Consider the following 22,325-nt stretch of genomic DNA (forward strand, 5'->3'; position numbering starts at 1 on the left):
GAACGGGCAGTAACACATGAGTCTCCAGCCGGGTGACGCCCTCACATCGCACAATTTCGGCCTGCAGATCGACGGCGTGATGGTCGAGTACCTCGCCGAGGTCAGCGGCATGACGATGGAGCAGGACGTCATCACCTACCAGCAGAACACGCCTGACGGGAAGAACCACGTCCGCAACCTGCCGGGTGTGAAGAAGAACGGCACCTGCACGGTCGTGCGCGGTATGACGCAGTCCTCGTCGTTCACCCAGTGGATCAACGAGTCGATCAACGGTCAGATGGCCACGGCCCGCAAGAACGCCTCCATCATCATGATGGACTTCGAGAACAACCCGGTGAAGCGCTACAACCTGCGCAACGCCTGGTGCAGCAAGATCGACACCAGCACGGTCAAGGCGGGCGAGGCGGCCGCGCTGACCGAGACGGTGACCATCACGTTCGAAGAACTGGTCATCGAGTAATGAGGCGTTCGGCTGTCAGGGCCGGGGGCGTGGGGGCGCCGCTCGCACCGGAGGAGGCGGCGCCCCAGGCCCCTCAGCAGCAGGTGTCCCAGCAACCGGAGACACCCGTCGAGGTGCTGCGCACGGAGTTCCCGTTCCAGCTGCCCCGCGGGTACGTCGACGAGCAGGGCACCGTCCACCGCGACGGCGTGATGCGCCTGTCGACGGCACGGGACGAACTGATCCCGCTGCGGGACGTGCGCGTCCAGGAGAACCCCGCGTTCCTGTCGGTGGTGCTGCTCGGCCGGGTCATCACCCGGCTCGGCACGCTCGCCTTCGTCCACGACGGGGTGGTGGAGAACATGTTCGCCTCCGACCTGGCGTTCCTGCAGGACTTCTACCGGCAGATCAACGCGGAGGGCCACACCCGGGCCGCGGTCAACTGCCCGCACTGCTCGGAGCCCTTCGAGGTGGAACTCGGCGGGAGCCGCCTGGGGGAATCGTGACGTACGCGACCGACCGGCTGCACGAGGAGATCGCGTACGTCGCCTACCACTTCCACTGGAGCCTGGAGGACATCCTGGACCTGGAGCACGCCGACCGCCGCCGCTACACGGCGGAGATCGCGTCCCTGGTGACCAGGGCGGCCTCCGCAGGGGCGGAGGGCTGAGCAGTGGGCTTGTGGGAACGGATACGGGGACGTGGGGCCGCGGAGACCGGGGCCGAGGCCGCCGTCCGGGCGCCGCGTCCTGTCGAGACACCGCGGCCCGTGGTGGCGGCGGCCTGGTCCGGGCTGCCGCCGATCCAGCGTGCGCTGGGGAGGGCGGCCGGGCCGGTCGCGGACTCGGGGTTCGGCGGCCGGCTGCCGACCTGGCAGAACCCCTCGTTCATGGGCATGGGCTCGCACGCCGTCCTGGACGGCGCGTCGAGCGCCGCCCTGTCCGGCGGCGGCCGCACGGGGCTGACGGGCACGGGTGCCGTGTCAGGCCTGGAACGCCCGGTGCAGAGGCTGCCGTTGTCGGGGCCGGCCGACTCCGCGGGCCCGGCGGGAGCGGCGGGGCCGACGGCTGCGGCCGGTGGCCGTGGACCGTCGGTTCCGGTGGTACCGCTGCGGGCGGTGCGCGCGCCGTCGGCGGTGCCGGCCGCGGGCGGTGGGTCGCCTTCGGCTTCCGCCCCCGCCCCCGCTCCGACGATGGGGGCGGTGGCGCGGGCGGGTGCGGCCACGCGTCCGGCCGGAGCCGCGAGCGGGGTGGGTTCCGTCGGCCCGAGCGGGTCCGCCAGGGCCGCCGGGCCCACCGGACCGGCGGGTGTGGCGGGTTCGGCGGCGCAGCGGGCCACGGCCGTGCAGCGGGTGCCGTCGACCGGGCGTCGCGGTGGTGGTGGGGCCGCGCGGACGGCGGGTTCGGGAGCGGCACGGAGCGCGGGGAGCGCGCCGATGCCGGTGACCCCGTCGGTCTCCCCGGCCCAGGCCCCGGCCGCGCCGCCGATGTCCTCCCAACCGTCGGTCTCCCCGATCTCGTCGGCTTCCCAGGCTTCCCAGGCTTCCCCGGCTTCCCCGAGCTCCTCGCCTTCCCCGGCCTTCTCGGTCTCATCGACCCCGCCGATCCCGCCGGCCTCGTCGGTCGAGCCGACCCCGCCGGCCTCGTCGGTCGCGGCGGCTTCCGCGGGCGGCCCGGTTTCCGCGGCCTCCCCCGCCCCCTCGGCCAGGAGGAGCTCCGTGGACGGGCCGCGGGCGGTTCCTGCCGTCCAGCGTGCGGTTCCCCGGGTGGCCGTCGCTCCGCCCGCCGTGCCGGTGGCCTGGGCGCCGCAGTCGGCTCCCGTCGCTCCCGCTCCGGCCACCGGCCCGCGACTGTCGGCCGCACCTCCCGTCCCGCCTCGCCGCAGCGCGCTGACGCAGGCGCCGGTGGGCACGGCGGTGACGGCCGTGCAACGCCGGACACTGCCGTCGGCGCCCAGGACACCGGCGAGCGGGAGCGCGGTGCCGGCGCCGGGTGAGGGTGACCGAGCCGGCGGCGGGACGACGACGGGCGGAGGCGTACGGCGAGCCGCCGACGCCGGGGAGCCGGTACCGCGCGACGGGGGCCGTACCTCCCCGGACACCGCATCGCCCACCCCTGGGGGCGCCGCCTCCCGACCGGCACGGACACCAGCGCCGGCGCCGGCGCCGGCGCCGGCCGTCGTACAGCGGTCCCTCCGCGGTGGTACGGCACCGGCCCCCGACTCCCCCAGGACGGCACCGCCCTCTCCTACGACGACACCCCGGCGCACCCCTGCCGCGTCCCCGCCGCCCACGCCCACGCCGTCCGCCGTCTCCGCGGACCGCGGTGGGCCTTCCGGCATGGCCGGCGCCGGGACGCGGACCCCGGTGCAGCGCCGTACGGCCACGGGCTCGGCCGCCCCGAACACCCCGGCTCCGGACAGCGGTCCCGCGGCGCGGGGTTCGGCACCGCGGCCCGCGACCGGCCCCACCCCAGGAGCCGCCGCCGCGACCGCACCTCCCGCCGTGCCGCGGAGTGAGCGTCCTTCGGCCGGTCCGGCCGAAGGCGGTGGCCGCGAGGCGTCCGTGCAGCGCCGGGAGCCGGAGAACGCGGCCGCCGCCGAGACGGCAGCCGGGCCGACGTCCCCGCCGGTGCGTGAACCCGACCGGGCCTCCCCGACCGCGACCTCGGCACCGATCCGGCCCGCGGTGTCGGCTCCCCGCCCGCCGCGCCCGGGCCTCGGCGTCCCCCTCACGGGTCCGGCCGGAGCCGCTTCGACGGGCGGAGGCAGGGCCGGCGAGGTGGCAGTGCAGCGACGGACGCCGGAGCGGCCCGCTGTCCCCTCCACCGGCGACACCGAGGCCGTCGGCCCGGCCACGGCGAGCAGGCCCGCGCCGGCGCCGTCAGCACCGTCACCGTCGGCTCCCGTCCCCGTCCGGCGTGCCGCGACGGCCGCTCCCGGCGTTCCCCGCCTCGGCCTCGGTGCCCCCGTCACCGGCCCGGCCGCGAGCGCGGCTCCCGCGAGGCGCACCGGTCGCGGGGCGGCGGTACCGTCCGTGCAGCGGCGGCGGACGACGGGCGCTCCGGTGGACCGGCCGGCCGCGGTCTCCCGCCCGGTACCCCCGGTACCCGAAGCTCCCCCGCGGGGACCGTCGGCCGTCGCGTCCGGCCTGCCGACACCGGCGCCCATGCCGGCGCCGACACCGACGCGACCGCCGCACTCCGAGCACGACCGGCCCACGGCCGCCGTCCCGGCCACGCCGCCGTCACCACCGGCCCCGCCCGCTCCCGTGACGACGGGTTCCTCGCCGTATCCCTCTTTCGTCCAGCGTGCCGCCGCCCCGGCCGCGACCGTTCCCGGCCTCGGAGGCCGCCCGGCATCCGTCCAGCGCCGGCCGCAGTCACCACCCCCGCCCACGGGCGCCGCCGGACCGGCCTCGGCACCCCGGCCGCCCGTCGTGCAGCGAGCGGCGACTCCCGCCGTCTCCCTGCCCGTCGGACCGAGTACCGGCACCGCCGCGCCCGCTCACCCCGTACCCCTGCGAGCCACCACGCCGATCTCCGCGACCGCTGCCCTCCCCGTCGCGCCCCTCACCACCCGTGCCGTCCAGCGCGACGCCCTCCCCACGACCACCGTGAAGGAGGTGCCGGCCACCACCAGCGGTCCCAAGGCCCCGGTGATCCGGGCCGAGCGGCAGCCGCCGCCCAGCGACCCGCCACCCTCGTACCCCGGTTCCGGTTCCGGCTCGTCCTCCGACGATCCGCCGCCCGGTTACTCGGCGGTCGCGGAGGGCGGTTTCGACCCCCGTGCCCTCACCGAGTTCCAGGTGGACGCCCTGGTGCACCGGATCATCGACCGGATCACCCGGCACGTCCGCACCGAACTCCGCCGCGACCGCGAACGCGTCGGAAAGCTCCGCGACTTCCGCCCCTGACCACGACGACCGCGCACCCACCCCACAGAAAGGCCCCCGATGGATCGCCAGGACCCGGGAACCACAGTCTGGTTCAGCCTCTCCATCGACGGCGAGGACCTCGGTTACTTCAACGGGTGCGAGGGGCTGTCGTCGCAGGTGGAGATCGAGCAGCGGCAGGAGGGCGGCAACAACGGGTTCGTGTGGCAGCTGCCGACCCGTGTCACGTTCTCCCACATCCGGCTGACCCGCCCGCTCACCCCGGACACCTCGAAGGTCGCCAAGTGGATCTCGTCCGTGCAGACGGGGATCGAGCGGCCCACCGGGCAGATCACGGCGTTGCGCGCGGACGGTTCGGAGGTGGCCCGGTGGGGGCTCCTGGACGTGCTGCCGGTGAGCTGGCAGGGGCCCTCCCTGGACGCGGGCAATCCGTCCGTGGCCACCGAGGTCCTGGAGATCGCCCACCACGGCTTCACCGACTGAGCGACGACGCCGACCGAGCGGACTGAGAGGCAGATCAGATCATGGCCAGGAGCAGCCGGGGCGCCGGCAAGAGCCTCGTGCGGGCCACCCTCGCGATTCACGAGCCGCCCGTGGGCACCGGCACCAGCCCGGGCGGCATCATCAAGACGTTCGGCTTCGAGTTCAACCCGGCGGAACTGTCGATCGCCCGCCGGGCGGACTGGAAGTCGTCGGCGGCGCCGATCGAACGGGACGGCGCCCTCCCGGAGTTCCTCGGCACCCACCCGCGCGAGATGAGCGTGGAGATCTTCCTGGACCGGTCCGACGACCCGGACAGCAACGACGTGATGAAGAAGGTGGAGTCGTTGCTGGCCTGCTGCGAGGTCACCAGCAAGAGCATCGCCGCCAAGCAGCCGTCGCCGCCCTGGGTGGTGTTCCAGTGGGGTTCGTTCTCGACCGCCCACTTCACGGCGTACGTCGCCTCCGTCGACGTCTCCTACTCCCTGTTCGGGACGAGCGGGATGCCGATCCGGGCCAGCTGCCGGCTCCAGCTGCACGAGATCCCGAGCAAGACCGCGGGCCAGAACCCGACGTCCGGCGCGCTCACCGCGCAGCGCGTGCACCGGGTCGTCGCCGGCGACTCGCTGCAGTCGCTGGCCTGGCGGGAGTACGGCAACGCGGGCGCCTGGCGGGCGATCGCGGACGCCAACGGGATCGACGACCCGGGGTGGCTGCCCGCGGGGACGGAACTGGTGTTGCCCGCCGCCGAGGAGGTGCGGTCCTGATGGTGAAGCACGCTTTCTCGAACGTCGTCAAGGTCGTCATCGGCGGCAGGGAACTGACCGCCGCCTCGGAGTACGGCCGGTATCTCGTCGACGCCCACGTGGACCAGGGCGTCGGGGTACCGGCGGCCTTCCAGCTGACCTTCCGCGACCCGTCGCGCAAGCTGCTGGGCAAGCTGGGCGTCACGTTCGGCACCCCGGTGGTGATCACGCCGGTCTCGGACGGGCAGGGCACCGGCGACCCGCTGCTCACCGGCGAGGTCACCGGGATGGAGGCCGAGTACGACGGCACCGGCAGTTACGCGGTGGTCCGGGGCTACGACTACGGGTTCCGGCTGATGCGGCAGCGCCGCGTGGTCGCGTACCGCAACCAGACCGCCTCCGACATCGCCCGCAAGCTGGCCGCGCAGGACGGCGTGCCGATCGGGCGGATCCAGGCCACCAAGACCGTCTACGAGTTCATCAGCCAGTCGAACGTCACCGACTGGGACTTCCTGGCCCGGCTCGCCGACGAGAACGAGATGGTCATGTCGGTGGACGCGGACGGCAAGTTCCAGTTCGTGAAGCAGAAGAGCGCCTCCGGGGCGCCGTCGCCGCAGACCGACGGCGACAAGAGCCCGTTCGTGCTGGAGGCCGGGCACGACATCCTGCGGCTGCGCACCGCCGTCACCGCCTCGGACCAGGTGAACAAGGTCGAGTCGCGCGGCTGGGACGTACGGACGAAGAAGACGCTCACGGCGACCGTGACCCCCGCGAGCAACACCAGCTACAGCATCGGCACCACCCCGGGCGCGGCGGCCGGCGAGTTCAAGACCACGAAGCTGGTCGAGACGCGCACGCCGTACGACAAGCAGTCCGAGGTGAAGTTCGCGGCCGACGCCCTCTCCGACGACGTCACCTCGACGTTCGCCGAGGTGGAGGTGGTCGTCCGGGGCAATCCGAAGCTGCGGCCGGGGGTCCCGGTGGCGCTCGCGGACGTCGGGGACCCCTTCGAGGGGAAGTACACGGTCACCTCGGTACGGCACGTCTTCGGGGACGCCAAGCACTACGAGACCTGGGTGACGGTCAGCGGCCGGCAGTGGCGGTCCCTGTACGGCGTGGCCTCGGGCGGTGCCTCGGACGCCGGGACGGACCGGCAGCTCAGCGTGGCGCAGGCCCTGGTCACCGACGTACAGGATCCGCTCCAGCAGGGGCGGGTGAAGCTCAAGTTCCCGTGGCTGGACGACACCTACGTCAGCGACTGGACCCGGACCATGCAGTGGGGCGGGGTGCGCGGCGGCGGGGTCTTTCCGATGGACGTCGGTGACGAGGTGCTCGTCGCCTTCGACCGGGGCGCCCTCGACCACGCGTACGTCATCGGCGGCCTCTACAACGGCAAGGACAAGCCGACCAGGGTCAAGGACGTGCCGCTGCACGACGGCATGCGCGGCCGGGCCACCCGGCACACGATCTCCGACCGGGTCGGCAACCGGATGGACCTGCTCGACCAGCGGGGCCGCAAACAGGGCGTCAGGCTGGCCAGCGGCGACGACAAGCTCACCGTCTTCCTGGACCGGCAGCAGACCGAGATCACCGTGGACAGCAAGGGCAGCGTCTCCATCAAGGGCAGCAGATCGGTGTCGGTCGAGGCCGGCGCCAACCTGTCCCTGAAGGCGGGCGGCGCGCTCAGCCTGCGCAGCGGGGGACCGCTGTCCATCCAGAGCGCGGAACTCGTCGACATCAAGGCGCCCGCCGGCGCGGTCTCGGTGAACGCCTCCGCCGTGAACGTGATGGCGAACGCCGCGCTGTCGCTGCGCGGCAACGCCGCCGTCGCGATCAGCTCCCTCGCCACCGTGGCGATCCAGGCCCCGGAGGTACCGGTTTTGGGCAACCTGATGATGGGCGGACTGACGGTGATGGTGATCCCGGCATGAGCGGACCGCAGGTCTTCCCGGAGGGGCGGGTGCGGAGCTGATGGCAGAGCAGTTCGTCGGCTCCGGCTGGTCGTTCCCGTTGCGCATCGGGCCCACCGGCGGTATCGCGCTGGTCAGCGGCGAGAAGGAGGTGGAGGAGGCGATCCGCCTCATCCTCTCCACGGCCCCGGGCGAACGCCCGATGCGGCCGGAGTTCGGCTGCGCCATCCACGACCTGGTCTTCGCCCCGGTCAACGAGCAGACCGCCGGCCGGATCCAGCACGAGGTGTACGCCAGCCTCGACCGCTGGGAGCCGCGGATCGAGGTGGAGGACGTCGAGGTGACCACCGGGGCCGACCCGAGCGTGCTGATGATCGACGTCCGCTACTCGATCCGGGGCACCAACAACCCGCGCAGCCTGGTGTTCCCTTTCTACGTCATCCCCTCCCACGACGAGCCGGACCTGCCCCCCGCCTCCTCGGACTCCTCCGAAAGCGACCGCTGATCCCGATGGCCCTGCCCTCCCCGAACCTCGACGACCGCCGCTTCCAGCAGTTCGTCGACGACGCCAAGCGTTACATCCAGCAGCGCGCCCCGGAGTGGACCGACCACAACGTCTCCGACCCCGGCATCACGCTGGTGGAGACGGTCGCGCACATGGCCGACCAGATCGTGTACCGCCTCAACCGGGTTCCGGAGAAGAACCACCTGGCCTTCCTGGACCTGGTCGGCATCACGCTGTTCCCGCCGTCCGCCGCCCGCACGGACGTGACGTTCTGGCTGTCGGCGGCCCAGGAGGAACCGGTCCCGGTGCCGGTCGGCACCGAGGTGGCGACCCGCCGTACCGAGACGCAGGAGGCGGTGGTCTTCGCGACCGAGCGTGAACTGACCATCGTGCCCAGCGAGTTGCGGCACCTGCTGCGACAGCAGGAGGGCTCGGCCGTCGTCGACCTCACCCACGAACTCGCCGAGGGCAAGGACCTGCTGTGCTTCACCGAGTCCCCGAACCCGGGTGACTGCATGCTGCTCGGCCTGTCCGCCGCCGTCCCGCACTGCGCGGTCGCCCTGGACCTGGACAGCCGGGTCGACGGTGTCGGTGTGGACCCGCGGCAGCCCCCGCTGGTGTGGGAGGCGTGGACGGAGGACGGCTGGAAGGAGTGCGAGGTCGACCGGGACGGCACCGGTGGCCTCAACCGCCCCGGCGAGGTCGTGCTGCACGTGCCCGGCGGCCACGTGCTGTCCCGCAACGGCGGCCTGGAGGCGAGCTGGCTGCGCTGCCGGGTCACCGAGCCGCGCGCCGACCAGCCCTTCTACACCACCTCTCCGACGGTCCGGTTCGTCGAGGCCTGCACGGTGGGCGGTACGACCGCCGCCGTGCACGCGGAGACCGTCGAGGACGAGGCGCTCGGCGAGTCGACGGGCCTGCCCGGCCAGCGCCTGCGGCTCGCCCACGCCCCCGTGGTCGGGGACACCCCGCCGCTGCTCCTGCAGACCGCCGAGCACGACGGGGAGGGCGGCTGGGTGGACTGGGAGGTCGTTCCGCACTTCGCGGCCTCGGGACCGGACGACCGGCACCTCACCCTCGACGCGACGACCGGCGAGATCGCCTTCGGCCCCGCGGTACGGGAACCGGACGGCTCCCTGCGCCAGCACGGCACGGTGGCCCCGAAGGGCGCGGTCATCCGGGCCCGCCGCTACCGTACGGGCGGGGGCCGGGACGGCAACGTGGCCCGCGGGGCCGTGCAGATCCTGCGCTCCTCCATCCCGTACGTGGCGGAGGTCGTCAACCGGGAGGCCGCCCGCGGCGGAGTGGACGGCGAGACGGTCGCCGAGGCGAAGGTCCGTGCCCCGATCACGCTGCGCGCCCAGGAACGGGCGGTGACCCTGCGCGACTACGAGGAGCTGGCCCGCCGCGCCGCCCCCGAGACGGCCCGGATCACCTGCCTGGAGGGCGAGGAGGGCGAGCACGGGTCCTACGCGGTACGGGTGTTGGTGGTGCCGCAGGCGGTCCCGGACCCGGGCGGCCGGCTCCGCTTCGAGCAACTGGTCCCGGGGGACGCCCTGCTGGACCGCATCACCCGCTACCTGGACGAACGCCGGCTGATCGGGACCCGGTTGGCGGTCGGCCCACCCTTCTACCAGGGCGTCACGGTCGTCGCCACGGTGCACGTCTTCCGTGGCGTGGACGTCGACCGGGTCCGTCACCAGGTCCACGACGCCCTCTACCGCCACCTGGACCCGCTGACGGGCGGCGCGGACGGCAAGGGCTGGCGGTTCGGGCGTCCGGTGCAGTCGGGCGAGGTCTTCGCGGTGCTGCAACGCGTACCCGGCGTCGAGCTCGTCGACGAGGTCGTGCTGCACCCCGCCGACCCGCTCACCGGCAAGCGCGGCGACCCGACCGACCGCATCGACCTGGAAGCCCCGTCCCTGGTCTTCTCCTACGACCACCGGGTCCGGGTGATCGGCGAATGAGAGGCTCCATCGACGGCCTCGGCTCCTCCGTCCCGATCGGCGCGATGCTCCCGGCGGTCTTCGCCGACGACGACCTGGCGCTGCGGTTCGTCGCCGGCCTGGACGACGTGATCGCCCCGATCCCGAACGTCCTGGACTGCCTGCCGAGCTACTTCGATCCGGCGCTGGCCCCGCTGGACTTCGCGGAGTGGCTCGGCACCTGGGTCGGCGCGGAGACGGACGGCACCGAATCGGAACCCCTGCTCCGCGCGGCCGTCGCGGCCGCCGCCTACCTGCACCGCATCCGGGGCACCCGCCTCGGCCTGTCCGAGACGGTCCGCCTGGCCTTCGGCGTGACCCCCGACATCACGGAGAGCGGCGGCGCCGAGTGGAACGCTCGCCCGCTGGGCCCCTTCCCCGGGCGGCCCCGCCCCGGCCTGCACGTCCACCTCGCGCTGCCCTCCCCCACCCCGGCCGACGAGGTCCGCCTGGAACACCTCGTGGCGGCCGCCCGTCCCGCTCACATGCCCTACACGGTCCAGGTGACCGCTTCTTCTCCGTCCGCCGAAAGGACCCCGCAGCGATGACGACCAACCGGAACTGCACGGAGTGCGGCACGGTCGCCGACCCGGGCCGGTCCTTCTGCGACGCCTGCGGCTCGGTACTGAGCTGGGCCGTCGCCGGGGGAGGTGCCCCACAGCAGCCGGCCGCCCCTGAGCCGGCCCCGGCCACCTCGGGCTGGGACGGCTTCGCCGGGAGGGACGGCAGCACCGGCCCTCCCCTCCGGGAGGCACGGGTGACGGCCACGACGGCGCCCCTCGAGGGGCGCGGGGAACTGAGCGACCAGCCCCCACCCGCCGCAACGTCCCCCACAGCCGAAACCACCCCCATCCCCGCCCCGCATGCCGCCGCCGACACGGTCCCCCAGCCCGCCCCGCCCCCGGAGGGCCCCGCCGGGGACGACCACGACCGGGCCCGGCGCCTCCTCGTCCCCGTGACGGACCCCACGCCCCCGCCCGCGCCGGCGGCGTCCGTGTCCCCCGTCCTGCCCGGCCGCCCCACCCCCCAGCGCCCCCAGTCCGTGCGCGCCCCCGGGGAGGACCTCGGCGCCCACGGCGGCATCCCGTGCCCCTGGTGCGCCACCCCGAACCGCCCCGACCGTCACTTCTGCACCCGCTGCGCGATGCCCATGGCCGGCAGCGGCCACGCCGCCCCCTCGGCCCCCCGCCCCTGGTGGCGCCGCATCTTCGACTTCCGCAACCGGGAGACCCCCTGGGCCGGCGACCGCCCCCGGCTGCGCCGTACCTTCGACCGCGTGCTGACCTGGACCGGCGTGGCCCTCGTCCTGGCGCTCGTCACGGTCCTGGCGATCAACATCCCGAACGCCGTGAGCGCCACCCGTGACCACTTCGCCAAGCGCGCCCAGGTCTCCCCGGACAAGGTCAGCGCGTCCCGCTCGTACGCCGGTCACAAGCCGGACCTCCTCTTCGACAAGCTGAGCAACACCTGGTGGGGACCCGGTGTGACGGGGGCCGGCGAGGGCGAGTGGATCGAGGCCCGCTTCGACGAACCGACGCGCCTGCTGAACGTCGTCGTCACCTCCGGCGAGTCGAACCACTTCGACCAGCTGAAGAAGTCGGCCCTGCCGCACCGGTTGGAGGCGGTCGTCAAGACGTCGGACGGCAAGACGGAGAAGCGGGAGATCGTCCTCGACCAGACGGCCGGCGGCCAGACCCGGAACTTCCGCGCGCAGAACGTCCTCTCGGTCCGGTTCACCATCGAGTCCTCGTACCAGGCCTCGCCCAAGACCCAGGTGGCCATCGCCGAGATCGAGTTCTTCGGCCCGTCGAGCGCCAACTCCTCCTGATGTCATAATCCGGCCATGGCCGAAGGGGATCCAGTCGTGCGGGGTGTCGCGCGCAGGGTCCGGCGCGCCACCTCGCTCGCCCACGTGGCCTGCCTGCTCGTGAGTCTCCCGCTGACCAGGTTCGTCGGCGCCGTGTGCTCCCTCACCGTCGGTCTCGTCCTGGGACATGGGTTCGCCGCTCGGGATCTGCTGCACGACGTGGACGAACTGGCGACCAGTCTGGTGTTCGCCTGCCTGTTCGTCCTGGTCGCCGCTCTCGTGCGGTCGAGGTGGAGGAGAAGGCGGCGGCCGGTCCCGGAGAGCTGAGGAGCCCTACTGCCTCATCAGGGACCGGTAGGCGGCCGTGGACCTGGGGTTGCCCCGGCAGCTCCACACCCCGTGCGGGCAGTAGTCGGTGATGGTCTGGTACAGCGGGCGGCTGTCCGCGAACCACTTCACCATGCCCTTTATGTAGGCGGGGTCGTCCCCGTTCTCGTACAGCCCCCACTCGGGATAGGAGACCGGCTTGCCGTGCGCGCGGGCGAACCTGACCTGGGCCCGCAACCCGTACGGCTCGGCGACCTGTTCCGCGAAGGACAGGCCGCGCGGGGAGTCGTAGGCGTCCATGCCGATGACGTCCACGAACCGGTCCCCCGGGTAGCAGCGGGTCCAGGGGATCGCGTCGCGCCCCCGGCCGGGCGCGAAGTCGAACCGGAACCGCTGGCCGGGTACCGACCGCATCGCCGTGACGATCCGCGCCCAGTACGCCTTCCAGGCGGCCGGGTCCGGTCCGCAGCGGTGGGTGTACGTCACTCCGTTCATCTCCCAGCCGAGCACCAGGGCGGTGTCCGGCGCCCCGACCGCCACCAGCCGCCGCGCCAGCGCCCGGAAGTGTCCGTCGTACCGCCCCCGCGCCCCGGACCCGAGCTGCCGGCGCACCTCGGCGTCGGGCAGATGGGACTCCGTCTGCTCCAGCATCGGCACGTTGAGCACCAGGAGCCGGTCCGGCTCGGCCCGCCGCCAGTTCGCCCACAGCCGGACGAAGTCGGGGGCGCCCTCGATGTTCCGCCACACGTCACCGGGGAGGTAGGTGTGCCCGACCCGGGGCTCCTCGCGCCCCAGCCAGCTGCCCATCGCGCTCACCCGGCGCACGCCTTCGGCGCCGTACCCCACGTACGCCCCGAAGGGGCCGGGAGCGGCGGGCCGGGCGGTCTCCGGGCGGGAGACGGGGAGGAGGAACAGGGCGGCCAGCGTGGCGACCAGGAGGAACCTCAGACGTGCCATGGGGTGCAGTCTGGCCGCTCAGGGAGGGCGAGTTGCCCGTTGTGGGCAACTCGCACTGCTGTGCGAGGCCGCCGCCGGACCGTCGGCGCGGTCCGGCGGTCAGAACGGGGTGTGGTGGTTGACCAGGGCGCTCGCGAGCAGCGAGAGCCGGTCGCGCTGGTCGGCGGTGAGGTGTGCGGTGAGATCGTGGATCTGCCGCTCGACCTCGGTCTCGCAGTGCCGGATGAGCTTCAGTCCCTCGGGGGTGACCGACACCAGGACGCTCCGCCTGTCGTGCGGCGAGGGGGTCCGGCGGACCAGGTCCCGGCGTTCGGCGCGGTCGACCAGGCCGGTCATGCTGGACTTGTCCAGCCCGAGGTGGTGGGCGAGTTCCTGCATGCCGGGCGTGCGGTCGCGCAACACGCCGAGCAGCCGCAGCTGGACGACCGACAGGCCGTGTTCCGCCGCCACCTTCCCGAGCGCGGCCTGCACCAGGAACGACAGCTGGGCGAGGCTGTCCACGATCCCCAGGTCCGTCACGTTCTCCGGTTCGTCCGACATGGGCGCCATCCTACGTGGATTAGTACGTGACGCCAACCACTTGACTTGGTACGTGGCGCCAACTAATTTGGTTGGTGTCACGTACTAAATGTGCGGGGCGACCCGATCTGACCTGACCTGACCTGCGACGGAGGAGTCATCATGCACGCTGCTGTCGTCCGCTCGTTCGACCACGCCCCTCGCTTCGAGGAGTTCCCGACCCCGGAGCCCGTCGAGGGCGGGCTGCTGGTGGAGATGGTCGCCGCCGGCCTGCACCCCAGGGTCCGCTCCGGTGCCGCCGGCACGCACTACACCAGCGACGGCCGGCTCCCCCTGGTCCCGGGCGTCGACGGGGTGGGCCGACTGCCCGACGGGCACCTCGTCTACTTCGTCGCCGACGACGAGGGCCCGGGCACCATGGCCGAGCAGGCCCTCGTCGACCCGCGCCGGTCCGTCCCGCTCCCCGACGGCGCCGACCCGGTGACCATCGCCGCCGCCGTGAACCCCGCGATGTCCTCCTGGGTGGCGCTGCGCCGCCGGATCACCTTCGAGGCCGGGCAGAGCGTCCTGGTCCTCGGCGCCACCGGCAACGCCGGCCGGGCGGCCGTCCAGGTCGCCCGGCACCTCGGCGCCGGCCGGATCGTCGCCGCCGGCCGCGACCCGCGCCGGCTGGAACTGCTCCCCGGGCTCGGTGCCACGGACGTGGTCTCGCTGGCCGGGGACCCGGACAAGGACTTCGCCCGGCTCGGCGAGGCCGCCGCGGACGTCGACGTCGTCATCGACTACACCTGGGGCGCACCCACCGAGCGGGCCGTCCCGGCCGTGCTGACCCGGCGCGCCGACCGCAGTGCCCCGCTGGACTGGATCCAGATCGGCTCCCTGGCCGGACCGGAGATCACCCTGCCGTCCGCCTGGCTGCGCGCCGCCAACCTGCGGTTCACCGGCAGCGGCCAGGGCTCCGTCACCGCCCGCGGGATCGTCGCCGAACTGCCCTCCCTCATGGCCGAGATCAGCCGGGGCACGGTCACCGCCGACGCCCTGCCGGTGCCGCTGTCCCAGGTCGAGGAGGCCTGGACCGCTCCCGTCGAGCCCGGCCGGCGGATCGTCCTCACGATGGCCGCCGGCTGAACACCGGGCCCGTGTCCGGCCGTACTTGCGGGGACAGCGTTCGTCCGCAGATCGGAGTCCCCCGTGCACGCATCCGCAGCCATCGGCGTGACCGGCCTCGGAGTGATGGGCCGCAACCTGGCCCGGAACTTCGCCCGGCACGGCTACCCGGTCGCCGTCCACAACCGCACACCCGCCCGCACCCGAGCCCTGGTCGCCGAGTACGCGGACGAGGGCACGTTCGTCGGCGCCGAGACCGCCGCCGACCTGGTCGCCGCCCTCGAACGCCCCCGGCGGCTCATGATCATGGTGCAGGCGGGTGCCGCCACCGACGCCGTCATCGACGAGTTCGTACCGCTGCTCGAACCCGGTGACATCGTCATCGACGGCGGCAACGCCCACTTCGCCGACACCCGCCGCCGCGAGGCCGCCCTGCGGGAGAAGGGCCTGCACTTCGTGGGGGTCGGGGTCTCCGGCGGCGAGGAGGGCGCGCTCAACGGGCCGTCGATCATGCCGGGCGGGTCCGCGGAGTCGTACGCCGTCCTCGGGCCGATGTTCGAGGACATCAGCGCGAAGGTCGGCGGCGAGCCGTGCGCCACCCACGTCGGGGCGGACGGCGCCGGGCACTTCGTGAAGATGGTCCACAACGGCATCGAGTACGCCGACATGCAGCTCATCGCCGAGGCCTACGACCTGCTCCGCCAGGTCGGCGGGTACTCCCCGGCCGGGATCGCGGACATCTTCCGGCAGTGGAACGGCGGCCGGCTCGGGTCCTACCTCATCGAGATCACCGCCGACGTGCTCGCCCACGTGGACTCCGCCACCGGCGCCCCGTTCGTCGACGTCGTCGCCGACGCCGCAGGGCAGAAGGGCACCGGGCGCTGGACCGTCCAGACCGCGCTGGACCTGGCCTCGCCGGTCACCGCCATCGCCCAGGCGACCTTCGCCCGGGCCGCCTCCGGCCGCCGCGAACTGCGGACCGCGTACGCCGGGTTGCCGGGCGGCACCACGCCCCCGCTCAGCGCCACCGAGGCCGACCGCTTCGCCTCGCGCGTCGAACACGCCCTGTACGCGTCGAAAGTCATCGCCTACGACCAGGGCTGGACGATGATCCAGGACGCGGCCGCCGAGTACGGCTGGAAGATCGACCTGGGCGCGGTGGCCCGGATCTGGCGGGGCGGCTGCATCATCCGCGCGTCCTTCCTGGACCGGATCCGCTCGGCCTACCGGGCCGACCCGGACCTGGTCAGCCTGCTGGCCGAGCGGGAGTTCGCGCGGGAGATCGCCGACGCGCAGGTGCCGTGGCGGGAGACCGTGGCCTCGGCGGCCCGCCGGGGCATCCCCGTCCCGGCGTTCTCGGCGGCCCTGGCCCACTACGACACGCTGCGTTCCGCCCGTCTTCCCGCGGCGCTTCTCCAGGGCCAGCGGGACTACTTCGGCGCGCACACCTACGGTCGCGTCGACCGCGCCGGTGCCTTCCACACCCACTGGGCGACGGAGGGCCGCCCCGAAACGCAGGGCTGAGCAACGCCCCGCAAGGGGCTCAGACGCGGACGCCGAACATGAACGGGCCGCCGATGGTGCTCATCGACTCGTAGCGGACGACCGTGCCGGTGCGCGGGGCGTGCAGGATCTGCCCGTTGCCCGCGTACAGGCCCACGTGGTGCAGGTCGTTGAAGAAGAAGACCAGGTCGCCGACCTGGAGGCCGGACGTCGAGTAGATCCTGGTGCCGATCGTCGTCTGCGACTCGGAGGTGCGCGGGATGGAGACCCCGGCCTGCGCGTAGGCCCAGGAGGTCAGGCCCGAGCAGTCGAAGGAGGACGGACCGGTGGCTCCGTAGACGTACGGCGTGCCGAGCCTGGTCTTGGCGGCGGCGAAGGCGGCGGCGGCCCGCCCGGTGGCGGAGGTGTCGCCGCCGAGGTCGACGCGCTCGCTGGAGGAGCGGCTGGCCCGGTCCTGTTCGGCGGCGAGCGCGGCCTTCTCGGCGGCGGTGAGGCTGTTCAGCAGCTTCTGCGCCTCGGCCAGCTTGGCCTGGACTTCCTTCTTCTTCTTGCCGAGTTCGGTGCGGGTGGCGGCCAGGTCCTTGAGCTTGCCGGTGGCCTCGGCCCGCTCCTGCGCCAGTTCGCGCTGCTTGGCCTGGATCTTCTTCAGCGTCTCGACCTGCTGGCCGCTGAGCTGGTCGAGGGTGGAGGCCTTGTCCAGGTAGTCGTCCGGGTCGGCGGAGAGGAACAGCTGGAGCGAGGGGTCGAGGCCGCCGCTGCGGTACTGGGCGGTGGCCATGGAGCCGATGCCGTCGCGCAGTTCGTTCAGCTCGTCCTGACCGCGGGCGACCGAGTCCTGCAGCGCGGATATCTGCTTCTGGAGCTTGTCCTGCTTCTCCTGGGCCCCGTTGAACTTCTCGGTGGCCTGCTCGGCCTGCTCGTAGAGCTTGTCGACCCGGGACTTCACCTCGTCCTTGCTGGGCTTCTCACCGGGCGCGGCGTTCGCGGCCTGCGAGGACAGGGCCACGGCGGCAGCGGCGGCCGTGGTGAGCATGGTGACCCGAGCACGGCTCGGCTGCTTGGGACGACGGTGGAACGCCACGGAGGCGATCTCCTTCCGAGCAGAGGTTCGGGTGACAGACCCTAATGACTCTCTTATGGTCGGTTCAAATCTTCGCATGAAAATTCTTGGCCGGAACTGCCCGGAGGAGTCCGCCTCTTGACGTCACGTCGAACGGATCGGGCGACGGGAGGCCGACGGAAGGGTCTGGTGATTGTAAAGAACCTTGACAGTCAATTGGTCTAGTCCAACTATGGGCGTCCATGAGACGCACTCGTGCACTGCAGGCCGCACTGACCGCAACTGCCCTGTCCACCGCGCTCGTCGGTCTCGGAACAGGCTCCGCGCACGCCTCCGCGCAGCACGCCGCGCAGCCCATGCCCGCCCGGGTCGCGGCACCCTACTTCGAGGCCTGGACCGGCGAGAGCCCCGCCGCGCTCGCCGCCGAGTCCGGCAACAAGTACCTCACCCTGGCCTTCCTCCAGACGCCCGCCGCCGGCTCCTGCACCGCCGACTGGAACGGTGACGCCACCCAGCCGGTCTCCCGGTCGGCCTTCGGCGCCGACATCGCCGCCCTCCAGGCCCGCGGCGGCAACGCCATCCCCTCGTTCGGCGGCTACGGCGCCGACACCACCGGCACCGAACTCGCCGACAGCTGCACCGACGTGGACGCGATCGCCGGGGTGTACGAGAAACTCGTCACGACGTACGGCATCTCCCGCATCGACCTCGACATCGAGGCCGACTCCCTCGCCGACACCGCGGGCGTGGACCGCCGCAACCAGGCGATCGCCAGGGCCGAGCGCTGGGCCGACCGCAACGGCCACCCGCTCCAGTTCTCCTACACCCTGCCGACCACCACCAAGGGCCTGGCACCCAGCGGCCTCGCCGTCCTGCAGAACGCCGTCGCCCACCACGCGCGCGTGGACGTCGTCAACATCATGACCTTCGACTACTACGACGGCGCCACCCACGACATGGCCGCCGACACCAGGACCGCGGCCGACGGACTGCACGCCCAACTCGCGTCCCTCTACCCGCACAAGAGCTCCAAGGAGCTGTGGGGCATGGTCGGCGTCACCGAGATGCCCGGCATCGACGACTACGGCCCGGAGGAGACCTTCACCACCGGCGACGCCGTGCGGGTCGAGCGCTGGGCCGCCGCCCGGGGCATCGACACCCTCTCCTTCTGGGCGCTCCAGCGCGACAACGGCGGCTGCGTCGGCACCGGCGGCGCCAACTCCTGCTCCGGGACCGCCCAGGACACCTGGCAGTTCAGCCACACCTTCGCCCGCTTCGCCGGCCCGCGGCGGTAGGCACCGCACCACCCGAGGGAGTTCACCCGATCCCGTACGGCCCGCGTCGGCGGCCGGCCCCTCGGCCCGGGGGTCCACAGGGTGTGGGCGCCCGGGCCGAGGTGTGTGCGGCTACGGGGTGACGACCGTCCCGCCGAGGGTGACGTCCGGCTTGCCGGACGAGGCGAAGGACCAGCCCAGGGGGCGCCCGAGTGGGAGGGGAGCCGTTCGTCCCCGTCCAGAACTGGTGGGAGCTGTCGGCGTCGCCGGCGGTCTTGTCGTCGGAGCCGTCACGGCACGCGATGACGTTGCTGCTGCGCCCGCGTGGATGCCGTTGTCACCGGCGTGCTGCACGGTGAGCCCGGACAACTGCCAGTGGTCGGCGTACGGCTGGATGCCCCGGTTCGACGAACTCCGGCTCCGGGCCGAGAAGTTGAGCACCAGGGTCTCGCCCGGGTGCCCGGAGAGGGTGGTGCGGGCGGCGGAGCTGCCGTTGGCGCCGGCCGCTCCGTCGGTACCGCTCGGCGACACGTACAGCACGGTGGACACGGCCTGCGCGGAGGTGCCGGACAGGGCGACGAGGGTGCCGGCGAGCAGGCCGACGGCGGCGGTACGGCCGGACGTGCGGGAGGAGCAGAAGCAGAAAGTGCTTTCCCGACGGAGCCGGCCGTGAAGTCAGGAGGGTGTCGCGGACCCGTCAGGAACCATGTACGTAATGGCTGTTCAGGTGAGTGTCCATCGGTCGGATCGTGGAGCCTATTTCGATGACGATCGGAATAGGTGTCGCGGAGCCCCGGTTGTCCCTTTCATGGACGAGACAGTGGATGAGACGGACAAGATCGACCTGGGCGCCGTCGGCGTGTGGCGCCACGCGGACACCGAACCCGAGCTCGCCGCCGAGCTGGAACGCCTGGGCTACGGCACGCTGTGGCTCGGGAACGTGACCGATCCCGACCTGGCCGTGGTCGAGCGGCTCCTGGACGCCACCGAGACCCTGGTCCTCGCCACCGGCATCGTGAACATCTGGTCCAACCCGGCCGACCGGGTCGCCCGAGCGTACCGCCGTGTCGCCGACCGCCACCCGGACCGCTTCCTGCTGGGCATCGGCGCGGGCCACCCGGAGGCGACCAAGGAGTTCGTACGGCCGTACCAGGCCCTGAACGACTACCTGGACGTCCTCGACGCGGGCGGTGTCCCGGTGGCGCGTCGCGCTCTGGCGGCCCTCGGCCCCCGGGTACTGCGCCTGGCCGGGGACCGCACGGCGGCCGCGCACCCGTACCTCGTCACCCCGGACCACACCCGCCAGGCACGCGAGATCCTCGGCACCGGGCCGGTCCTGGCCCCCGAGCAGAAGGTGGTCCTGGAGACCGACCGCGCCCGGGCCCGCGCGATCGGCGACGCCACCCTCGGCTTCTACCTGAACCTGACCAACTACGTGGGCAACCTGCGCCGTCTCGGCTTCGACGACGCCGACTTCGCGGACGGCGGCAGCGACCGCCTCTTCGACGCGCTGATCCTGCACGGCGAGGCGGCCCGGGTGGCGGAGGGCGTCCGCGCCCACCAGCAGGCGGGCGCCGACCATGTGGCGCTCCAGCTGCTGCACCCCGCGGACGTCGACCCGCTGCCGGGGTACCGGGCGCTGGCGGAGGCGCTGGGGCTGGGGAGCTAGGTCGGGTACCGGCTCCTAGACGACGCAGAACTCGTTGCCCTCCGGGTCGTGGAGTACGGCCGCGTAGTACTCCATGTCCGGCTCGTCCATGATCCGGAGCACGCCGGCACCGGCTGCGACCAGTCTCTCCACGGTGGCGCTGACCCGCTGCGTGCGGACCGCCAAGGGGACGTCGCGGCCGCCGCCGACCTTCAGGTCGAGGTGGACCCGGTTCTTGGCGGTCTTGGGCTCGGGAACCTGCTGGAACCACACCCGCGGTCCCTGCCCGGCAGGATCGACGATCGACTCCGGCGATTCGCCCGCACCGGGGGGCAACTCCTCCTCGGGCACCCCCATGGCCGCCCAGTACTCCCGCCACGTGGCGTGCCCGCCCGGCGCCGGTTCGGGTATGTACCCCAGCGCCTCGCTCCAGAACTCCACCAGCCTGCGCGGGTCGGCGCAGTCGATCGTCAGTTGCAGTGTCGTCTCCATGACCGGAGCCTGGCAGAGGGGTCTGACACCCACGCACCGCGCCGACCCGCGTCAGGGAGCGCCGCCCGCCTCCGCCGGAACGCCGACGAGCAAGGTGTCGAGCAGCCCGTCCAGCGGTGCGGGCACCTGGTCGGGCTCCAGGGCCTCGACGAGGACCCGGCCGTAGTGGATCTTCCGGCCCTTCTTCGTACCGAGGAAGCGGCGGAGCTGCTGCTGCGGGGTGCGGCCCTGCTGCGCGGGCTGGTTCAGGAAGGTCTGCAGGGGGCGCGCGTCTCCCTCGGCCCTGATGAGCTCCGTGACCCGGGGCGGACCGAGGGCGCGGATCAGTTCGTCCTCCAGGTCAGCGGCGCAGACGAAGAAGCCGCGCCGGGTGGCACCGGCCCGCGCCAGGCCACGGACGTAGTAGGGCCACTCCCGCTCGTCGCACAGCCCGGTCAGCCGCAGCCCCAGGCCGGGCGGTCCGAGCAGACGGGCGTAACGTCCCACGTTCATCGCCCCGCCCATCGACAGCACGCACACCCCCTCGGCCGCCGGATCCCGTCCGCGCCGCGCGGCCAGCGCGCCGACGGCGGCGACATCACTCGGCCCTTCGAGCAGCACGGCGACCCGCACCCCCAGCCGGTCACCCAGCCGCCCGGCCCGCTCCCGGCCTGGGCCGTCCGCACCCTCGCGCGCACTCCCCGCCCAGTCGGCGACCGCGTCCCGGAACGCCCTCATGTCGGCCATGGCACGAGTCTCCCTGCGGGCCGGGCGCCGATGCCAGGGAATATCCGCCGCGCGAACGGCATGGGCATCGGTATCGGTGGTGGGCGGCAGGCCAGGTGGCAGGCGGTGGGCGGCAGCACGGTCCGGCGTGCGAACCGCGGCCGGATCGGCGGCCGGACAACCGCCGGATCCTCGCCCGGCCGTTGTCCGACAGCCGTACCCGCCTGCCGCGGCGCCTTCGTGACGTCAGCTCGGGAACATCCCGGCGGTCGCGTTGACCCAGGTGCCGGTGAGAGCGACCCCGGCGTCCGGGGCGAGGAAGGCGGCCCGCGCCGCGATGTCCGCGATCCGCGGGGAGCGCTTCGTCATCCGCAGCGAGTCCAGGTGGGCACGGACACCGGCCAACGCCGCCGCGTCCGTCGCCGGGGCGCCGGCCGCGCTCGCCAGGCCCGCAGGAACGTCTCCTGGGTGAGGTCGCCGGCCTCGTCGCAGGACCCGAGCAGCCGGTAGCAGTGCACGCGCGGCTCGCGGCGGTGGCCCTCGACGAGGGTGGTGAAGCCGGTGCCGTCCGAATCCGTCACGGCGTCGGGAGCGACGCGTTCGGCGTCGGCGGCCGTTCCTGCCCTCCTCCTTGCCCTGCCCTTGCGCCTGCCTTCGTGGCGATGCGGGTCCCGGTCCGAGTTCCGGCTCCGGTCCGCGACCCCCTTCCGCCCCCTGTCCCGCCTTTCGGGCGAGTCGTCGTAGCGGGGCGAAGCGGGTGATGAGGCCCTCCACGTCCGCGTGGAAGGCGGTGCCCGGCGCCAGTCGTACCCGCCCCAGCCGGTCCCCGAGGTGCGAGAGCAGCTCCCTGGCCGGGGGGCGTGCCGGTCCGCCCGTCGACGCTGCCGGTAGGCCCGCTGGCGGCATGCCCGTGAGCAGTACGACGCGGTACGGCCGGGGCGGCCGCCGCTCGCGACCGGGTTGCCGCGG

General features: G+C 73.2%; 25 protein-coding genes. 16 read left to right on the plus strand and 9 right to left on the minus strand.

Features of this window, described 5'->3' with window-relative positions:
- Positions 1-16: 16 nt before the first annotated feature.
- Genes ACFXI4_RS08290 through ACFXI4_RS08300 form a run of 3 tightly spaced genes read left to right on the plus strand, consistent with a single transcriptional unit; the run spans position 17 to position 1,109 of the window.
- Positions 17-460: a phage tail protein gene (locus ACFXI4_RS08290; RefSeq protein ID WP_189262970.1), complete on the plus strand. Its 444-nt coding sequence runs from the start codon at positions 17-19 to the stop codon at positions 458-460.
- On the plus strand, positions 460-945 hold the full coding sequence (locus tag ACFXI4_RS08295; RefSeq protein WP_362729649.1) for a hypothetical protein: 486 nt from the start codon (positions 460-462) through the stop codon (positions 943-945). The genes ACFXI4_RS08290 and ACFXI4_RS08295 overlap by 1 nt, the downstream gene beginning before the upstream one ends.
- Positions 942-1,109 (plus strand): DUF6760 family protein, encoded by a 168-nt coding sequence (locus ACFXI4_RS08300; protein ID WP_351316879.1) that lies wholly within the window; start codon positions 942-944, stop codon positions 1,107-1,109. Before ACFXI4_RS08295 ends, ACFXI4_RS08300 begins: the two co-directional genes overlap by 4 nt.
- On the opposite strand, the gene ACFXI4_RS08305 is transcribed toward ACFXI4_RS08300, so the two are convergent.
- Positions 1,049-2,539 (minus strand): hypothetical protein, encoded by a 1,491-nt coding sequence (locus ACFXI4_RS08305; RefSeq protein ID WP_384988929.1) that lies wholly within the window; start codon positions 2,537-2,539, stop codon positions 1,049-1,051. The genes ACFXI4_RS08300 and ACFXI4_RS08305 overlap by 61 nt on opposite strands.
- Before the next feature lie 1,336 nt (positions 2,540-3,875).
- On the opposite strand from ACFXI4_RS08305, the gene ACFXI4_RS08310 reads away from it, so the two are divergent.
- From ACFXI4_RS08310 to ACFXI4_RS08350, 9 genes are read left to right on the plus strand one after another with little or no spacing between them, the layout of a single operon-like run.
- A complete protein-coding gene (locus ACFXI4_RS08310) occupies positions 3,876-4,352 on the plus strand; it encodes a hypothetical protein (RefSeq protein WP_384988930.1) in 477 nt (158 codons plus the stop codon).
- Positions 4,353-4,391: 39 nt separating this feature from the next.
- A complete protein-coding gene (locus tag ACFXI4_RS08315) occupies positions 4,392-4,814 on the plus strand; it encodes a phage tail protein (RefSeq protein WP_093500599.1) in 423 nt (140 codons plus the stop codon).
- A gap of 41 nt (positions 4,815-4,855) precedes the next feature.
- Positions 4,856-5,578 carry a LysM peptidoglycan-binding domain-containing protein gene (locus ACFXI4_RS08320; RefSeq protein WP_362724003.1) on the plus strand — a complete coding sequence of 241 codons (723 nt, stop codon included), beginning with the start codon at positions 4,856-4,858 and terminating at the stop codon, positions 5,576-5,578.
- Complete coding sequence (locus ACFXI4_RS08325) at positions 5,578-7,488, plus strand: VgrG-related protein (protein ID WP_384988931.1); 1,911 nt, start codon at positions 5,578-5,580, stop codon at positions 7,486-7,488. The genes ACFXI4_RS08320 and ACFXI4_RS08325 overlap by 1 nt, the downstream gene beginning before the upstream one ends.
- 40 nt (positions 7,489-7,528) lie before the next feature.
- Positions 7,529-7,972: a GPW/gp25 family protein gene (locus tag ACFXI4_RS08330; RefSeq protein ID WP_351696176.1), complete on the plus strand. Its 444-nt coding sequence runs from the start codon at positions 7,529-7,531 to the stop codon at positions 7,970-7,972.
- Positions 7,973-7,977: 5 nt separating this feature from the next.
- Positions 7,978-9,939 carry a putative baseplate assembly protein gene (locus ACFXI4_RS08335; RefSeq protein WP_384988932.1) on the plus strand — a complete coding sequence of 654 codons (1,962 nt, stop codon included), beginning with the start codon at positions 7,978-7,980 and terminating at the stop codon, positions 9,937-9,939.
- Positions 9,936-10,505 (plus strand): phage tail protein, encoded by a 570-nt coding sequence (locus tag ACFXI4_RS08340; protein ID WP_362723993.1) that lies wholly within the window; start codon positions 9,936-9,938, stop codon positions 10,503-10,505. Before ACFXI4_RS08335 ends, ACFXI4_RS08340 begins: the two co-directional genes overlap by 4 nt.
- On the plus strand, positions 10,502-11,785 hold the full coding sequence (locus ACFXI4_RS08345) for an NADase-type glycan-binding domain-containing protein (RefSeq protein WP_384988933.1): 1,284 nt from the start codon (positions 10,502-10,504) through the stop codon (positions 11,783-11,785). The genes ACFXI4_RS08340 and ACFXI4_RS08345 overlap by 4 nt, the downstream gene beginning before the upstream one ends.
- 15 nt (positions 11,786-11,800) lie before the next feature.
- Positions 11,801-12,091, plus strand: a complete 291-nt coding sequence (locus ACFXI4_RS08350) for a hypothetical protein (RefSeq protein WP_384988934.1) — start codon at positions 11,801-11,803, stop codon at positions 12,089-12,091.
- A 6-nt stretch (positions 12,092-12,097) separates the two neighbouring features.
- On the opposite strand, the gene ACFXI4_RS08355 is transcribed toward ACFXI4_RS08350, so the two are convergent.
- Together ACFXI4_RS08355 and ACFXI4_RS08360 are read right to left on the minus strand one after the other, a co-directional pair.
- A complete protein-coding gene (locus ACFXI4_RS08355; RefSeq protein WP_384988935.1) occupies positions 12,098-13,048 on the minus strand; it encodes a glycoside hydrolase family 26 protein in 951 nt (316 codons plus the stop codon).
- A 99-nt stretch (positions 13,049-13,147) separates the two neighbouring features.
- The gene (locus tag ACFXI4_RS08360; protein ID WP_384988936.1) at positions 13,148-13,588 is read right to left on the minus strand and encodes a MarR family winged helix-turn-helix transcriptional regulator; all 441 of its coding nucleotides are present in this window, start codon (positions 13,586-13,588) and stop codon (positions 13,148-13,150) included.
- A 141-nt stretch (positions 13,589-13,729) separates the two neighbouring features.
- On the opposite strand from ACFXI4_RS08360, the gene ACFXI4_RS08365 reads away from it, so the two are divergent.
- Both ACFXI4_RS08365 and gndA read left to right on the plus strand, forming a co-directional pair.
- Positions 13,730-14,695, plus strand: a complete 966-nt coding sequence (locus ACFXI4_RS08365) for a zinc-binding alcohol dehydrogenase family protein (RefSeq protein WP_362719343.1) — start codon at positions 13,730-13,732, stop codon at positions 14,693-14,695.
- A gap of 63 nt (positions 14,696-14,758) precedes the next feature.
- Entirely contained in the window at positions 14,759-16,198 is a 1,440-nt protein-coding gene (gndA, locus tag ACFXI4_RS08370; RefSeq protein ID WP_384988937.1) for an NADP-dependent phosphogluconate dehydrogenase, read from the plus strand.
- A 19-nt stretch (positions 16,199-16,217) separates the two neighbouring features.
- On the opposite strand, the gene ACFXI4_RS08375 is transcribed toward gndA, so the two are convergent.
- A complete protein-coding gene (locus ACFXI4_RS08375; RefSeq protein ID WP_384988938.1) occupies positions 16,218-17,258 on the minus strand; it encodes an NlpC/P60 family protein in 1,041 nt (346 codons plus the stop codon).
- A 221-nt stretch (positions 17,259-17,479) separates the two neighbouring features.
- Here ACFXI4_RS08375 and ACFXI4_RS08380 point away from each other — a divergent pair, with 221 nt between their 5' ends.
- Positions 17,480-18,532 (plus strand): chitinase, encoded by a 1,053-nt coding sequence (locus ACFXI4_RS08380; RefSeq protein WP_384988939.1) that lies wholly within the window; start codon positions 17,480-17,482, stop codon positions 18,530-18,532.
- A 111-nt stretch (positions 18,533-18,643) separates the two neighbouring features.
- Here ACFXI4_RS08380 and ACFXI4_RS08385 read toward each other — a convergent pair whose 3' ends face one another.
- Positions 18,644-19,060 (minus strand): hypothetical protein, encoded by a 417-nt coding sequence (locus ACFXI4_RS08385; RefSeq protein WP_384988940.1) that lies wholly within the window; start codon positions 19,058-19,060, stop codon positions 18,644-18,646.
- 259 nt (positions 19,061-19,319) lie between these two features.
- Here ACFXI4_RS08385 and ACFXI4_RS08390 point away from each other — a divergent pair, with 259 nt between their 5' ends.
- Entirely contained in the window at positions 19,320-20,180 is an 861-nt protein-coding gene (locus tag ACFXI4_RS08390) for an LLM class F420-dependent oxidoreductase (protein ID WP_384988941.1), read from the plus strand.
- Positions 20,181-20,195: 15 nt separating this feature from the next.
- On the opposite strand, the gene ACFXI4_RS08395 is transcribed toward ACFXI4_RS08390, so the two are convergent.
- The 4 genes from ACFXI4_RS08395 to ACFXI4_RS08410 all read right to left on the minus strand — a co-directional run bounded on the left by ACFXI4_RS08395 (position 20,196) and on the right by ACFXI4_RS08410 (position 21,937).
- A complete protein-coding gene (locus tag ACFXI4_RS08395; RefSeq protein ID WP_384988942.1) occupies positions 20,196-20,651 on the minus strand; it encodes a VOC family protein in 456 nt (151 codons plus the stop codon).
- A gap of 51 nt (positions 20,652-20,702) precedes the next feature.
- A complete protein-coding gene (locus tag ACFXI4_RS08400; RefSeq protein WP_384988943.1) occupies positions 20,703-21,377 on the minus strand; it encodes a TOPRIM nucleotidyl transferase/hydrolase domain-containing protein in 675 nt (224 codons plus the stop codon).
- 225 nt (positions 21,378-21,602) lie between these two features.
- Positions 21,603-21,725: a hypothetical protein gene (locus ACFXI4_RS08405; protein WP_384988944.1), complete on the minus strand. Its 123-nt coding sequence runs from the start codon at positions 21,723-21,725 to the stop codon at positions 21,603-21,605.
- Positions 21,722-21,937: a sigma factor gene (locus ACFXI4_RS08410; RefSeq protein WP_384988945.1), complete on the minus strand. Its 216-nt coding sequence runs from the start codon at positions 21,935-21,937 to the stop codon at positions 21,722-21,724. Before ACFXI4_RS08410 ends, ACFXI4_RS08405 begins: the two co-directional genes overlap by 4 nt.
- Positions 21,938-22,325 lie beyond the last annotated feature (388 nt).

The sequence above is a fragment of the Streptomyces sp. NPDC059224 genome, assembly GCF_042754285.1.
In the GTDB taxonomy this organism is placed as follows: domain Bacteria; phylum Actinomycetota; class Actinomycetes; order Streptomycetales; family Streptomycetaceae; genus Streptomyces.